This window comes from Thiomicrorhabdus arctica DSM 13458 (genome assembly GCF_000381085.1).
Classification (GTDB): Bacteria; Pseudomonadota; Gammaproteobacteria; order Thiomicrospirales; family Thiomicrospiraceae; genus Thiomicrorhabdus; species Thiomicrorhabdus arctica.
On the sequence record NZ_KB905899.1, the window covers coordinates 642394 to 656296 of the forward strand.

At 40.3% G+C, this 13903-nt stretch carries 16 protein-coding genes; 4 read left to right on the plus strand and 12 right to left on the minus strand.

Annotated elements, in window-relative coordinates:
* Positions 1 to 52 precede the first annotated feature (52 nt).
* The 3 genes from F612_RS0102980 (at position 53) to F612_RS0102990 (ending at position 3391) form a co-directional block, all read left to right on the plus strand.
* Complete coding sequence (locus tag F612_RS0102980; RefSeq protein WP_033394500.1) at positions 53 to 982, plus strand: cupin domain-containing protein; 930 nt, start codon at positions 53 to 55, stop codon at positions 980 to 982.
* A 40-nt stretch (positions 983 to 1022) separates the two neighbouring features.
* Positions 1023 to 1730: a response regulator transcription factor gene (locus F612_RS0102985; RefSeq protein WP_019556264.1), complete on the plus strand. Its 708-nt coding sequence runs from the start codon at positions 1023 to 1025 to the stop codon at positions 1728 to 1730.
* A 161-nt stretch (positions 1731 to 1891) separates the two neighbouring features.
* Positions 1892 to 3391 carry an ATP-binding protein gene (locus F612_RS0102990; protein WP_019556265.1) on the plus strand — a complete coding sequence of 500 codons (1500 nt, stop codon included), beginning with the start codon at positions 1892 to 1894 and terminating at the stop codon, positions 3389 to 3391.
* Between the two features lie 234 nt (positions 3392 to 3625).
* Here F612_RS0102990 and F612_RS0102995 read toward each other — a convergent pair whose 3' ends face one another.
* Complete coding sequence (locus tag F612_RS0102995) at positions 3626 to 4825, minus strand: SPOR domain-containing protein (protein ID WP_019556266.1); 1200 nt, start codon at positions 4823 to 4825, stop codon at positions 3626 to 3628.
* 94 nt (positions 4826 to 4919) lie between these two features.
* Here F612_RS0102995 and F612_RS13370 point away from each other — a divergent pair, with 94 nt between their 5' ends.
* A complete protein-coding gene (locus F612_RS13370) occupies positions 4920 to 5045 on the plus strand; it encodes a hypothetical protein (protein ID WP_019556267.1) in 126 nt (41 codons plus the stop codon).
* Between the two features lie 92 nt (positions 5046 to 5137).
* On the opposite strand, the gene F612_RS0103005 is transcribed toward F612_RS13370, so the two are convergent.
* From F612_RS0103005 to pyrF, 11 genes are all read right to left on the minus strand, one after another.
* Positions 5138 to 5548, minus strand: coding sequence for a YchJ family protein (locus F612_RS0103005; RefSeq protein ID WP_019556268.1), 411 nt, complete (start codon positions 5546 to 5548; stop codon positions 5138 to 5140).
* Positions 5532 to 6908 carry an MATE family efflux transporter gene (locus tag F612_RS0103010; RefSeq protein WP_019556269.1) on the minus strand — a complete coding sequence of 459 codons (1377 nt, stop codon included), beginning with the start codon at positions 6906 to 6908 and terminating at the stop codon, positions 5532 to 5534. The genes F612_RS0103005 and F612_RS0103010 overlap by 17 nt, the downstream gene beginning before the upstream one ends.
* Before the next feature lie 24 nt (positions 6909 to 6932).
* Positions 6933 to 7358: a hypothetical protein gene (locus tag F612_RS12105; RefSeq protein WP_019556270.1), complete on the minus strand. Its 426-nt coding sequence runs from the start codon at positions 7356 to 7358 to the stop codon at positions 6933 to 6935.
* A gap of 116 nt (positions 7359 to 7474) precedes the next feature.
* On the minus strand, positions 7475 to 8125 hold the full coding sequence (locus F612_RS0103020; protein WP_019556271.1) for an NUDIX domain-containing protein: 651 nt from the start codon (positions 8123 to 8125) through the stop codon (positions 7475 to 7477).
* A gap of 8 nt (positions 8126 to 8133) precedes the next feature.
* Complete coding sequence (alr, locus tag F612_RS0103025; RefSeq protein WP_019556272.1) at positions 8134 to 9216, minus strand: alanine racemase; 1083 nt, start codon at positions 9214 to 9216, stop codon at positions 8134 to 8136.
* 76 nt (positions 9217 to 9292) lie between these two features.
* Positions 9293 to 10741, minus strand: a complete 1449-nt coding sequence (gene dnaB / locus F612_RS0103030) for a replicative DNA helicase (protein ID WP_019556273.1) — start codon at positions 10739 to 10741, stop codon at positions 9293 to 9295.
* Between the two features lie 239 nt (positions 10742 to 10980).
* A complete protein-coding gene (rplI, locus tag F612_RS0103035) occupies positions 10981 to 11433 on the minus strand; it encodes a 50S ribosomal protein L9 (RefSeq protein ID WP_019556274.1) in 453 nt (150 codons plus the stop codon).
* Positions 11434 to 11444: 11 nt separating this feature from the next.
* Complete coding sequence (locus F612_RS0103040; protein WP_019556275.1) at positions 11445 to 12341, minus strand: YybS family protein; 897 nt, start codon at positions 12339 to 12341, stop codon at positions 11445 to 11447.
* Positions 12342 to 12376: 35 nt separating this feature from the next.
* Positions 12377 to 12604: a 30S ribosomal protein S18 gene (gene rpsR, locus F612_RS0103045; protein WP_019556276.1), complete on the minus strand. Its 228-nt coding sequence runs from the start codon at positions 12602 to 12604 to the stop codon at positions 12377 to 12379.
* Positions 12597 to 13010, minus strand: coding sequence for a 30S ribosomal protein S6 (gene rpsF / locus F612_RS0103050; protein ID WP_019556277.1), 414 nt, complete (start codon positions 13008 to 13010; stop codon positions 12597 to 12599). Before rpsF ends, rpsR begins: the two co-directional genes overlap by 8 nt.
* A gap of 156 nt (positions 13011 to 13166) precedes the next feature.
* Complete coding sequence (gene pyrF / locus F612_RS0103055; protein WP_019556278.1) at positions 13167 to 13901, minus strand: orotidine-5'-phosphate decarboxylase; 735 nt, start codon at positions 13899 to 13901, stop codon at positions 13167 to 13169.
* Between the last annotated feature and the right edge of the window lie 2 nt (positions 13902 to 13903).

Consider the following 13903-nt stretch of genomic DNA (forward strand, 5'->3'; position numbering starts at 1 on the left):
ACTCTTATAATACGCAGATTAATAAATAAAATTTTAGCGAAGGTTAATGGATATGAATCGAATAAATATTGAACAAATACAAGTTGCCGCTCAGCAAAAATGGGAACATCAAGCGCAAGTAAAAGAATACATGTCGGCTGTTAACCCATCGATGCCTAAAATTGATGTCGTTGACTATCCAAGTAGCTTACACGAAGGTGGCGATACCCGCATTATTCCGTTTGATTTGTCTACAACCCTAGAAACACCCTATCCAGCGACCTCTCCTAACTTAATGGCGAATTATCTGCATATTTGCGAAGGTGATACCCTAAAAACAGATGTTTCTGCGACGTCTCAAATGTTTTACATCATTCGTGGCCATGGTCGTACACAGATGGAAAACGGAACCATTGAGTGGAAACAAGGGGATTTATTCACCTTGCCTGCCATTCCAGATGCACTGCATTCCGCTAGCTCGGATGTCGCTATTTATTGGGTGCATGATGCACCTCTTTTAAAATATTTAGGGGTTGGACCAACGGTTCAGCGTTTTGAACCCGTTTTATATACCCATGAACGCTTAACGCAGGAATTAAACTCTATTCGTGAGGTTGCTGCTGGCAAAAATCGTACTGGCTTCTTACTGGCACATCCAAATTTTCCACAGACGCTGACATTAACTCATACTTTATGGGCGCTTTATAATGTATTACCTGCTGGTGTTGTTCAAAAAGCGCACCGTCATAATTCAATTGCATTGGATTTCTGCGTCTCAGCAGGCCCAGATACTTATACGATGATCGGTAAGGATATTGATGAAAATGGCAATATAATCAATCCAATTAAAGCGATGTGGACTCCGGGTGCAACTTTCATTACACCACCCGGTTGGTGGCATTCTCACCATAATGATTCTAATGAAGATGCCATTGTATTACCGATACAGGATGCTGGCCTTATTATGAATATGCAAGTTTTAGATTTTCAGCTTATTAGTTAACAACTGATCCCTTTTATCTTGTTACGGAAAACGGAGTTTTATGCAAAATACAGATTATCGAATCGCCGTTATTGAAGACGATCCAATTCAATTAGAAAACCTTGTCACAGCACTTGAGCAACAAGGGTTTATGGTCGATTCTTTTGATAATCGCCAAAGTGCAGAAGAGAGCTTTGCTGCAGGCCTGCCTAATTTAGTGATTTCAGATATCATTCTTGGATCTGAGGTCGATGGTGGGTTTGATTTAGCAAAACACCTTCTCGGTTACAACCAACCTATTCCAATCATCTTTCTCTCTGAAAGACAGTCTGAATTCGATATATATACTGGACATACTCTTGGTGCGATTGATTACCTACCAAAACCAATTAGTTTAAATATGCTGATTGTTAAGGTTAAAAATCTGCTTAGAATTACAGGGAATACCAACACAAGCAATGCTGATGAAGAAACTTCAAAAATCCCCAACTTAGCTTTGGTTCAAGATCAATTCAAGGCATATTGGTTTGAAAAACCTTTAGATCTGACGGCCACTGAATTTGAAATGCTCAAGCAGTTTGCCGTTGCTGGTGAATCGAGTGTTGTTTCGTATGATGCTTTGCAAGCTTCGACACAGGGCGTGGTGGAACGAAACACCATTAACACACATATTTGTCGTATTCGAAATGCTTTTAAAAAAATTACACCTGAATTTAATTCAATTCATAATGAATATGGTCGTGGTTATAGCTGGCAGAAGGATGTTTAGTATTTTTTAATGGCTTTTGAAGTCAATGCATTAAACCCTTTAAAAAACACTACGACACGTTAACATTCGTCAGTTCATTCACCTCAAAGAGAGGTTAACTTTTGTCATTCAACATTAAGCTCATCGGCCTAAGACTTTCTATTCGAACAAGATTTTTTGTCTTGTTGCTACTTCTTACGATCCTTCCCTTTTTGGCCTATCGATTTGCGATTGATTTACATCGTATTATGCTGAATAACCAGGCAATCGTTCAACAGCAAACCGTTGAAAATTTAGCGCTTATTTTGGAGAATCGCACCGACTTATGGGCATTACAAATTCAATCAGGAACACCGACTCGACTCTCTCACTTAAATTTAGCTAACTCTGTACTTTGGGTGGTCAATGAACGAGGCCAAACGACCTATGTCGTGGGTCAGCTTCCACAAGAAAGTAGTCATGAAAAAACGGACCTGTTTACGGCTGTCGGTAAAAGCCTGATTAAAACGCTGGCTACTTTTCTACCCTACTCGCTCCCCTATCCTTACCCTCAGAGTGAAATGCCTGAACGCAATCTTATCAACCAATCACTTAAAGGTTCAACCATTCAGCAATATCGGATGGATAAAAGCCAACAACCGGTGTCACTCATGTCGGCGACCCCTTTAATGGTGAAAGAGCAAATTATTGGTGCATTGATACTTGAACAGCGTATGGAAACTCTTTTCAGCAAAAGCCTGAATTATTTTTATCGACTCATTGGAATTGGGGCCGCTATTTTCCTCATTGTTATTATTGGGGCGATTATACATACTGCCTCATTATCCAATAGAATCATGCGCTTAGATAACGATGTAAAAAAGACTTTTAATGCTCAAGGGCGCTTAACAGATTTGGGTTTTCCTGACAAAATCAACCGATTCTACCAAGATGAACTTTCTGACTTAAGGCATCATATCCATGAAATGCTCAAACAGTTGGGGGCCTATGAGCGTTACCTAAAGCAGTTGCCAAAAACATTACGGCATGAATTACACAATCCTTTAAACCGCCTAGCGATGTCGTTAAGCCTCTTAGAGAAAGAGACTCAACACACACAATTGGATTATGCTCAGCACGCTGTCGCGCAGTTAAAACAGATTATTGCATCCCTTTCAGAAGCAACAAGTATAGAGGATAGTCTCAATCTTCAAGCACCAGAAGCATTTCCGATTGGCAAAATGCTTAATCACTATATGAAAAATAATATTGATCTGCACCCTGATTGGAATTTGGCGTTTAAGAATAGTGTTCCTGAAACCACCTTGATTTTGGGAGATGGGTTTATGCTCGAACAGATGTTGGATAAATTATTAAGTAATGCCAAAGATTTTTCGGATGGCAATATGCCTATTACCGTACAAGCTCAAGTTAAATCTCAGAAAGTTAAGATAATGGTTGAGAACTCAGGTCGACATTTGCCTGCTGGTCATGAACAACAAATTTTCGATGGTATGACGTCTATCAGGCATCTAAATCAAGATGAACAAACACATCTAGGCCTGGGCTTATACATTGTCAAACTCATAACCGACTTCCATCGAGGAAAGGCTTACGCAGAAAACTTTGAAGAGTATCAAGGACGAGAATTGCAAGGAGTACGCTTTATTGTTGAACTGCCCATTCTGAAATCAGAAATTTAAGCACGTTATGTCCAAAATCTTAACGCGGCTTATGATATGCATTTTGGTATATTGAGCCATTCAAGCATTTCTTATTAAATATTGATTTTTACTTTAAAGGCGAGGTAAAGGAGGTGTTGATTTAAAGAGAAAAGGATTGGCAGTGCCATACAATGGTGAGGTTTAAGTTTGTCATCGTTATGCTAGAGTTAATTTCTTGGCATTATGAACATAATGAGTTCAACCTCCTCCCTTTTATTTAACGCGTGCCGTTATATTCTTCACTTTGCGGACCCATGGGGAAATACCAAATTCCATTTTATACTGTTGAGCAAATTTATCTGCCGTTTTACGACTCTTAAAAGAGCCTGTCAGCAAAATATAGTTAGTCGTTTGGTTCCTCGTCTGTGGAATAATTCTAACATCGGTCAGATTTTTTTTGCGGACAACAGCTTCAACGGATGGCTGGTCAGGCATGCTTGCTAACTGTAAAGTATAATTGAGAGCAGGTTCATTCATTAACCACTTTACGTCAGCAGTATAGTTCTCAATAGGTGCGCTTGCCTCCTGGGGAGCCACCGGTGCTTTAATGGATTGAACAGACTGAACCTGTGGCTGAGTAATAACGGGGGACTGGGTTTCTATCACACTGGGTTCTGCTATTGTCATGGCTACTGAAGGCTCTTTTTCAGTGGCGGGTTGCATATCTTCGCCCACAGAACTTATCTCTGAAAAGGGTTCTTTTCCGGATGACAAGAAGTTAATAATCGTTTGTAGCTTTTGATCAATTTTCTGTTCAAGTTGCTTAAGTTTTTCATCTAAAACGGCTTCAGTAATGATTTTATTAGAGTCCACCGATACATCAGCTTGTTGAGCGACTTGTGATGTACTGTTGAGTGCCGAGTTTGAACCTATTGTGCTATTTGTTGTTACTGATTTTTTGAGCGCTGTCTGTAAAGCAAGAACCTGCGCTTCTAATGCAAAGACTTTATCTTCTAATGAAATGAACAATTCTGGCTTACCACCCGATGAGGTCGATTTCTGTAAAGCATCCATATCAATCTGTAGTTGATTCATTTTATTGGTATTGTGCTGATTGGACTCTAAGACACTTTGTAACTCTTTATGCACACTGGTGTAAGCGATATAGAGCACTCCTAATAAAGTGAGCAGTAAAGAGAGCATAATAATGACACCAAAGAAGGATGCTTTGTTTTTAGCCGGTTTCATCACTTGTGTTGAGTAACTTGAACGAGTTTCACTATTTTTCATGTCTTGCGTTTCCTTTACGGGTTCTGATGTTGGCATCACCTCTTCGGCCGCCTTTAACCAATCTTTCAAAGAGTGATTTTCTCCAGCGCTCATTTTACTAGAAGAAATACTTTGAGCTTTGCTCTCAATTTCTTCCAATATTTTGGCTCTTTCTGATTCAAGTTCCGAAATTGTTAATGACATATTTTTAGACAAACCCTAAGTCAAAATTAAAATTTATTGTAAAATGCTTTAGATTAAAAAGATACTGAAAACATAACTCTTTGGAGAGATAAATATGCCTGATATGGAAAGCGTTGGATCTGCTCTACTCATTACCTTTGGATTGCTTGCAATATCCATTATTGTTGTCAGCCTATCAATGTGGTGGCTGTATCGTTTCTTTAAAAATAAAGAAGACTAAATTTCTAGCGAATCACTCTTAAGTCGTTAAAAATGACCATTAGAGTCTTCATAAAAATACGACCATTTTCTCAAAATTGAGAGTTTGATAATCTAGACATTGAACTCTCCATCCACATAACACCAATGTCCTTGTCCATCCCGTATAAAATAACTTTTTTCTTGTAATGTTGCACGGTCCAATCCCACTTGATAAGATGCCGTAAAGCTCACCCACCCCTGCTGGTCTTTAAGTCGACCTTTTTTGCAACGACCAATGATTAACGACTTCCAAGTCAATCCATTATCAAACTCAAACTCACCAGGCCTGGTTGAAATATCCCATGTTTCCAGCAAGTAGTTTTTTAAGTGCAAAGCGTAAGCCGTGTAGCGCGACCGCATCAACTGCTCTGCCGTTTCTGGATAGGTTTTTCGGGTATGAAAAGCAAGGCAGCAAGATTCATAGTTTTGACCGGAGCCACATAAACAGAGAGCATCATTAGCATTTTTAGACAAAATGGACATGATAGATCTTCTTCAAACGTAATGATAATAAGATTGCAGCCAGCAATAATCCTAGGATAATGCCTAGCCAAAAACCTTGAACCCCCATCGGCTCAACAATCCAATCCTTAAAGGCGAATACATAACCCAGCCCAATACCCACTCCCCAGTAGGTTACAAATGTCACAAACATTGTTACCTGAGTATCATGAAAGCCTCTTAAAGCACCAGCAGAGGTGACCTGTATGGCATCAAAAACCTGATAGATGGCCGCAAAAATAAGCAATGAACTTGCGATAACAATAACGGAAGTATCATCAGTGTATAGCCCCACAATCTCTAACCGGAAGAAGTAACTTATAAATGCCAATAAGAAACCAATCAACAATGCAAACGTAAAACCGATGATTAGGCTGATACGAATCTGGTCACGGTTATTTCTACCGAAACCGTTGCCTACTCTGACCGTTAATGCCATCGCCAGGCTTAACGGCACCATAAAGGCCATAGATGTGAAACTTAAAGCGATTTGATTGCCCGCAATGACTTCTGCCCCTAATGGAGCGATAAATAGAACAATCATACTGAATAGACTGACTTCAAATAATATCGCTAATGTATTAGGAACCCCAAGAGCAAGTATTGGTTTGATGCCTAATGCCCAACTAGGGCGTAATGGAATGCGCAAGGCAATGACTGGCCAGCAAAAAGGTCTGGTCAACCTGGCGTTAAAAACATAGAGAATTCCTGCTAAAAGCATTACCCACATAACAATCGTACTAGCTATACCACAACCAGCAGCGCCTAAAGGTTCAATAGGCCCCATTCCATAGATAAAAAGGGTATTTAACGGCACATTTAAGAACAGAGCAAAAAAACTAATCCACATCGTAGGGAGTGTCGTACCTAACCCCTCCCAAAAAAAACGAAGAGCCTGATAGAGTGCGATAGCAGGCAAACCAAATGCAATATAGAATAAATAATCTTGAGTCAAATGGTAAATAGAATGGTTTAAATCCAATAAATTTAAGACCCATTCAAGATTCATTAAAACCCATAAGCTAACAAAGCCAAGGGGCAAAGCCAGCCAGAGACCTTGATATAGGAATCCAGTGATTTTATTGACCTGATTCTGACCATTTGCTTTAGCGACTAAAGGTGTAATCGCGAGCAGTATTCCTGTCGAAAACATAAAAACAGGCAACATGATGCTTGATCCAAGACCAATGGCAGCCAAATCATTGGTGCCAACCCAACCTGACATCAAGGTATCTATCACCCCTAAACCAGTGAGCGCCCACTGCGCTAATAGAATAGGCATGGCTAATTTTAATAAAAGCGATGTTTCAGTCTTAAGCTCAGACAATCTATTATTTTTCATAGAGATACATGAATGGCTTGATTGTCACTTGATTTCATCGAGTGCTTTTTTGTTGGCTTTTGAAGGGTCTGATTCTAAAGAAGCCTCATCCTTTGCCCAATACTCAGAACCATGCCTCTCTTCCAAAGTTTGGATATGATCTTCTTCAACTTGCTCTTGTAATGCATTTTCCTCTGGTTCTGTGGGCATAATGAATTTTGGTAAAGCAAAAATAATCAGTATCTTACAGGTCCAGTAAATGGTGGCATAAACAACGACAGCCATCATTAATACTAAAGGTAAGCCGAATACTAAATCAACAATTAAAGCATCACCGCTCATGACCATATTGACCAATGATTTCTCAATAATAGTGAAATACAACCACCCTATCACGCCAGAAAGACTTAATAAAATGACATAGCGATTCAAACTAGGGTGAATATGTGAATTTCTAAATAAGCAAAACATAATTTTTTCTCTAAATAAATTTATTGAGTATGGTGTACTAATATTTTTGACGGTTTAATTGAAATCAAATACATTAAATCGTATAAAGAAGTCACCAAAAAAGACAAACCGAGTAGTCAAACCACAAGTTTCTGAAAAAATAGCCATTGCAGTGCAATATAGGTACTGGCCACATTAAATTCCGCATTTAACAACCTGCGCTTCGCTTCTGTAAAAGAGAGCTTGATGACTCGAATATCCTCATGATCATTCGCTACCCCAGCAAACTCACTGACTTCACTTGCACAAATATCAGCGGCATATAAGTGCAAAATTTCATCACAGCCTCCTGGACTCGGATAGAATTGGCAAACATATTCCAATTCTGAAACATCAATGCCGGCCTCTTCACGGGACTCTCGCACGCCTGCATCAATAGCGGTTTCACCTAGATCTATCATGCCCGCCACAGGTTCAATTAACCAGGCCTGTTCAGGTTTATTCAACTGTTGGGCGTGTTGTAAAGCACCAGGACGACACTGTTCAACGAATACAATTTGGTTTAACGTTGAATCATAAAGTAAGACGACTACCGCTTCTCCACGACAAAACAACTCCCGCTTAATTTCTGGTGAGCAACCACCTTGATATAAAGAGTGCTTAAAAAGTAAAGACTGAACTTTGAAAAACCCCTGAAACTCAGTCGCAATGGATCTGATATCAATCTTTTTTTCGGGTGTCACACGCATTGTCATCTGGCTATTGCTTTGCTCAACATTTGATGACATACACACTCCTACTGTATTTCTATCATCGGAACACGTTGTGTAATCCCGCACAATAGTTCATAACTAATCGTTCCAGCCCATTGCGCGACTTCATCGACACTTAAAGAGTCGCCCCAAAGTTCAGCCATACTCCCGACTTCGATTAAATCAATATAATCTGTTATATCGACCGTAATCATATCCATTGAAACTCTCCCAACCAAAGGCACTCGATAGCCATTGACTAAAACAGGAGTGCCTGAAGGGGCATGCCTTGGATACCCATCTCCATACCCAATTGCAATCACAGCAATGACTGAATCACGCTGGGCTGTCCAGCTATTACCATAACCAACGGATTCGCCCGCATTGATCTTCTTAATAGCAATGACGTTGGATTCTAGCTTCATCACCGCTTTAAGTTTTAATGTTGAATTTTGTAATTGTCCTGAACCGTACAACATGATACCGGGACGTATCCAATCGAAACCTTTACTAGAGAAGTGCTGAACGCCTGAAGAGTTGAGCAAGCTTCTGGGCAAGTTATAATCAGAACTGACTTGTTCAAAAGTCATGACTTGGTGCTGGGTAAAGTTGAGAGCAGCGAGAGTATCCTCATCCGCGGACGCCAAGTGTGACATTAAATGTAAGTGAAAGTCACTTGAACTCGCCTTTAGTTTGTTAATAATAGAATCAATTTCATCAGGATGAAAGCCTAAACGATGCATTCCAGTGTCTATTTTAATCCACACATTAATCCTAAATGGGGCTGAAAATTCAAGCAACCACTCTAGTTGGTAGTGAGAATGGACAACTAAATCAAGATGATTTTGAATGACTAAAGGTAATTCAACCTTGGAAAAAAGGCCTTCGAGTAATAAGATACGGTGTAAAAAACCCTTTTGACGTAAAATCAACGCTTCGTCAATGGAAGCAACGCCAAACCCATCCGCATGGCTTAATTGTTGAGCGACTCGACTGATCCCATGCCCATAACCATTCGCTTTGATGACGGCCAGCACTTTGCTATTGGGAGCAAGCTTTTTAGCGACCGCCAGGTTATGACCTAATGCGGGTAAATTAAGATAAGCCTTCGCAGGACGGTAAAGCACTTATAAACCTGCTTCAGGTGTCAATTTTAAACTAAAAAAGCAGCAAATTATCATAAACGTTTTAACCATTAATACCTTAATAATGTCCATCGGCCACGGCAAAAGCCGCATGATTCTCAAAACGTGTATATTCACCGATAAAGGTAAGTCTGACCGTCCCTAAAGAACCATTACGGTGCTTACCGATAATGATTTCCGCAGTGCCTTTGTCTTCAGTTTCTGGGTTGTAAACCTCATCGCGATAAATGAATACGATGATATCTGCATCCTGCTCAATCGCACCTGATTCACGTAAATCTGACATAATGGGGCGCTTGTTTGGACGCTGCTCTAAACTTCGGTTTAACTGAGAGAGTGCAATCACTGGAATATTAAGTTCCTTTGCTAGCGCCTTGAGACCACGTGATATTTCTGAGATCTCATTGACTCGGTTTTCAGCATTCGCCGAGCCACGCATTAACTGTATATAGTCGATTACAATGAGACCCAAGCCCGTTACCTTCGTTTCAGGCTCAGCATGCCCTGCTTCAAGTGCTTCTTTTAACTGCTGTTCGCGTATGTCTTTATCAATCCTACGGGCACGAGCTCTTAATTCTGTAATCATAAGAGCGGGAGTATCATCAATAAAGACTTTAGCTTGAGATAGAAGGTTAATGGCTTTATTAAGCTTAGGCCAATCATCTTGAGCTAACTTTCCTGTTCGCATTCTACCCGCATCAATACGACCTATCGAGCTAATCATACGCATTGCAAGAGACTCTCCCGGCATCTCCATACTGAAGACAGCAACGGGCGTATTATTTTTGGTGGCTATATTCTCTGCAAGGTTCATTGAAAAAGTGGTTTTACCCATTGAAGGTCGACCGGCAACAATAATTAAATCCGCTTTTTGTAAGCCCGCGGTAATCTCATCAAATTCCGTTAAGTGCGTCTCTTGACCAGTGATCGTGCCTTCAGAGTTAAACAATTCATCTATTTTGTTAATGGCTGCTTCTAATAAAACATCCATCGATTTGTACTGGCGCTCTTTACCTTCACCATGTTCAGCAATTGAATTAATCTTAGCTTCGGCAATATCGAGAATCTCTCGAACATCACGACCCTGTGGAAAATAAGCGGTTTCAGAAACTTCATTACTGGCTTGAATTAAACCTCTTAAAATCCCTTTATCTCTGACTAACTGCGAGTAATATAAAATATTAGCGGACCCTGGCGTGTTTTTAACCAGTTCAGCAAGATACGTTCGTTCACCTGCAAGCTCTAGCTGACCTACTGAGTCGAGATACGCGACACAAGCGACTAAATCAAAAGGTTTGTTATGGCGGCTTAAAGCCGTCAAGGCAGAATAAATTGCTTGGTGTTGTTTAGTATAAAAGTCATTTTCATTGACGACAGCACTTACGTCATCATAAGCACTATTAGACAGCATCAAGCCACCCAAGACCGATTGTTCTGCCTCAATGGAGTGCGGAGGGACTTTAAATAACTCTTCTGATTTAACTAACTTGGCGGATTTGTGATTCATAGACTAACAGTATGTTTTTAACTCAAAAATGAAGAGTCATTATACCGTCAAGCATGCTTAGATGACTTTAAATATTCAAGTCATTTTCATGAAAATACATCGGGTATTTAAAAGAGGACACAAGAGCCAAGCTCTATGCAATAGAAGTAGTTTTTAGAAACTCAATATTTTATTCTTAAACAAAAAAAGCGAAGCCATTCTAAGAATGAACCTCGCTTTTTTAAACAACCGAGAGAACATTACTCTGCGATTGGTTTGATCTCAACTGTAATTGAAGCAACCACATCGGAATGTAGTTGAATATCAATTTCATAAGTACCGATATGACGCAGTACACCTTCAGGCATACAGACATCACGGCGCTCAACTTCGAAACCAGAAGCCTTAATGGCATCAGTAATATCTTGAGTACCAACAGAACCGAATAACTTACCTTCGTCTCCACAAGTTGCTTCAATCGTGACCACTTGACCATTTAAGTTTTCGTAAACACCTTGTGCTACGGCTAATTCAGCAGCTGCCGCTTTTTCAAGCTCAGCGCGGATTTCAGCAAATGCTGCAACGTTTTCTTTAGTTGCTGCTTTTGCTTTACCTTGTGGAATCAAAAAGTTACGAGCATAACCAGACTTAACTGATACTTCATCGCCTAAAGACCCTAGGTTTTGTACTTTTTCAAGCAGAATAACATTCATAGCTTAAACCTCTATAATTCTTCTTTTTCCCAACGGTTTCGAAAGTCTACCCAAGTATCTACTAAACCGATGGTTGCTAATATCAACATCGTTTGAGGAAATAAAAATAACAGGAGATAAAGCCCCACTAACCAAGCCGTGTGTAACTGCTTAATTGAGACGGTTTGATGTGCAATAGCAATGCCTTGAAACATCAAACCGACAATGACAATACCGGATAAATCATAAACCAAGCCAGCTGACTGACCTGATACCAAACCTAAAATAGCTAGTAAAACTGCTACATAAGCTGTTGATTTAGGAAGTCTTAGTTGATAGAAATCAGCTTTAAACTGCCCTGGATTGTATAACTCACTTTGCCACCAGCGCCCCACTGTTAAGATTGAAAACCAAAGTATCACAGCAAAAACTGCTAATAACATGGTGACCATCTTAGTCATTTCAGCGACTATGTCCGATTGATAAACAATCTCTGCAGTCTCTAAAATTGGAGCGACATGTTGGTTAAATAAAGCTAACCACCATTCCGCTGGATTAGGGATCATTAGATGAAACCCTAGGATACCTAACCCAGTCATAATCATTGCTGCTTGAAGTGCTGATGCTAATGAATCTGTTTGTCGTAAGACAACACTCATTAACCATACGGGCAACATATACTCTAAAACTGAAATAATCGCAGGCCAATAAGCACCAGAAATTACAACCGTCAATAACACATGACTCGTAACACCCCAAACAAGGGTTTTAAAGCCTTCTGCAACCGAAACTCTCAAGGTCACTAAGGCAATAATTGCACCTACAAATATACCAAGTGGTGCAACCCATACACTGAGTGCGGCGAATAGACAAGTCGCGATGATTGCCTGCGAAGGGCCTTTCATGGAGTATTTGGCTATTGCTAACATTCAGTACCTGTTAAATTTAACTAATCTTCAAATTTCTATTTATGTTGATCAGTGTATGGCAATAAAGCAATATAACGCGCACGTTTGATTGCAGTCGCCAATTGACGCTGATACCTAGCGCTTGTTCCTGTAATACGGCTAGGAACAATTTTTCCTGTTTCCGTAATATAGGCTCTCAAAGTATCTAGGTCTTTATAGTCAATTTGTTTTACGCCATCAGCGGTAAAACGACAAAATTTCTTTCTTCCAAATCCTCTAGACATTCTTCTCTCCTTGTCCGCGGGAATCATTTGAGCGAGTGTCTGGGCGTGCATCTTGACGTGTATCACGACGCTTATCAAACTTCTCATCTTTCTTGCTAAGCACGACTGAAGGCTCAGTGATAGCTGTTTTTTGCTTAACGATGATGCTACGTAAAACCGCATCATTGTAAAAGAAAGCATTCTCTAATTCATCAAGTGCTGCTTGGTTACATTCGATATTCATCATAATGTAATGGGCTTTGTGTACCTTATTGATAAGGTACGCAAGTTGACGGCGACCCCAGTCTTCTAAACGGTGAATTGAACCACCAGACTGTTCGATAAGGGCGCGGTAACGCTCTAGCATTGCAGGAACCTGTTCAGATTGATCAGGGTGCACTAGAAATACGACTTCATAATGACGCATTCATTCTCTCCTTATGGATAATAAAAAGTTTCCTGACACTCTCGCAAGAGTACAGTGAAACAAGGAATTTTCAGACACACTGCCTGAAAAGCGCGAATTATAAACGATATTGATAGTGGTTACAAGGCCTTATCTCGGCAACTCCCAACAACAAATCTAGACAAGGCTATCATTCACCTCTTTAAGAACTTGCAGAGGAAATCTCGATTGTGTAATTGGACGACCGATCACAAGATAACTTGAACCCGCATCTATAGCCTGTCGAGGTGTCATAATGCGTTTTTGATCATTGTTATCACTTCCATTTGGGCGTATACCAGGCGTCACTAAGCAGAAATCAGGCCCTAGCCTCCTACGTAACAGCTTTGCTTCTTGTGCTGAGCAGACTACCCCATCCAGGCCTGAAGACTGAGCGAGTTGAGCTAATCTAAGCACGTTATCCTTAGGTGAGCCTTGTAGACCGATCTCAACCAAGTCCAATTGTTCCATGCTCGTTAATACCGTCACGGCAATCAGCAGAGGGCGTTCCTCAAACTCATCTAAGGCCTCCCTAGCCGCTTGCATCATCTTACGCCCCCCTAAAGCGTGCACATTCACCATCCAAACGCCCAAACGTGCTGCAGCCTTAACGGCCTTGGCAACTGTATTTGGAATATCATGATATTTCAGGTCTAAAAATACATCGAAGCCTCTGGATATTAAAGTGGCAACAAAACTAGGCCCCGCAACGGCAAACAACTCTTTACCGACTTTTAAGCGACACTCTTTCGGGTTTAAGCCATCCACAAAATTCAATGCAGATATTTCATCCGCAAAATCTAATGCAACCAAGACCTTAGGATCGACTAAATGAATTAATGATGGGTTATTCTGTAACTTTTCTTGACTCATGA

What these genes read in the sequence shown, in the direction of transcription:
- F612_RS0102985 (WP_019556264.1), top strand. Translation starts at nt 1,023, where the DNA reads ATGCAAAATACAGATTATCGAATCGCCGTTATTGAAGACGATCCAATT.
- F612_RS0103020 (WP_019556271.1), bottom strand. Translation starts at nt 8,125, where the DNA reads ATGTCATCAAATGTTGAGCAAAGCAATAGCCAGATGACAATGCGTGTG.
- F612_RS12105 (WP_019556270.1), bottom strand. Translation starts at nt 7,358, where the DNA reads ATGTTTTGCTTATTTAGAAATTCACATATTCACCCTAGTTTGAATCGC.
- F612_RS13370 (WP_019556267.1), top strand. Translation starts at nt 4,920, where the DNA reads ATGCCTGATATGGAAAGCGTTGGATCTGCTCTACTCATTACCTTTGGA.
- pyrF (WP_019556278.1), bottom strand. Translation starts at nt 13,901, where the DNA reads ATGAGTCAAGAAAAGTTACAGAATAACCCATCATTAATTCATTTAGTC.
- rplI (WP_019556274.1), bottom strand. Translation starts at nt 11,433, where the DNA reads ATGAATGTTATTCTGCTTGAAAAAGTACAAAACCTAGGGTCTTTAGGC.
- F612_RS0102995 (WP_019556266.1), bottom strand. Translation starts at nt 4,825, where the DNA reads ATGTCATTAACAATTTCGGAACTTGAATCAGAAAGAGCCAAAATATTG.
- rpsR (WP_019556276.1), bottom strand. Translation starts at nt 12,604, where the DNA reads ATGTCTAGAGGATTTGGAAGAAAGAAATTTTGTCGTTTTACCGCTGAT.
- F612_RS0103010 (WP_019556269.1), bottom strand. Translation starts at nt 6,908, where the DNA reads ATGAAAAATAATAGATTGTCTGAGCTTAAGACTGAAACATCGCTTTTA.
- rpsF (WP_019556277.1), bottom strand. Translation starts at nt 13,010, where the DNA reads ATGCGTCATTATGAAGTCGTATTTCTAGTGCACCCTGATCAATCTGAA.
- F612_RS0102980 (WP_033394500.1), top strand. Translation starts at nt 53, where the DNA reads ATGAATCGAATAAATATTGAACAAATACAAGTTGCCGCTCAGCAAAAA.
- dnaB (WP_019556273.1), bottom strand. Translation starts at nt 10,741, where the DNA reads ATGAATCACAAATCCGCCAAGTTAGTTAAATCAGAAGAGTTATTTAAA.
- F612_RS0103005 (WP_019556268.1), bottom strand. Translation starts at nt 5,548, where the DNA reads ATGTCCATTTTGTCTAAAAATGCTAATGATGCTCTCTGTTTATGTGGC.
- F612_RS0103040 (WP_019556275.1), bottom strand. Translation starts at nt 12,341, where the DNA reads ATGTTAGCAATAGCCAAATACTCCATGAAAGGCCCTTCGCAGGCAATC.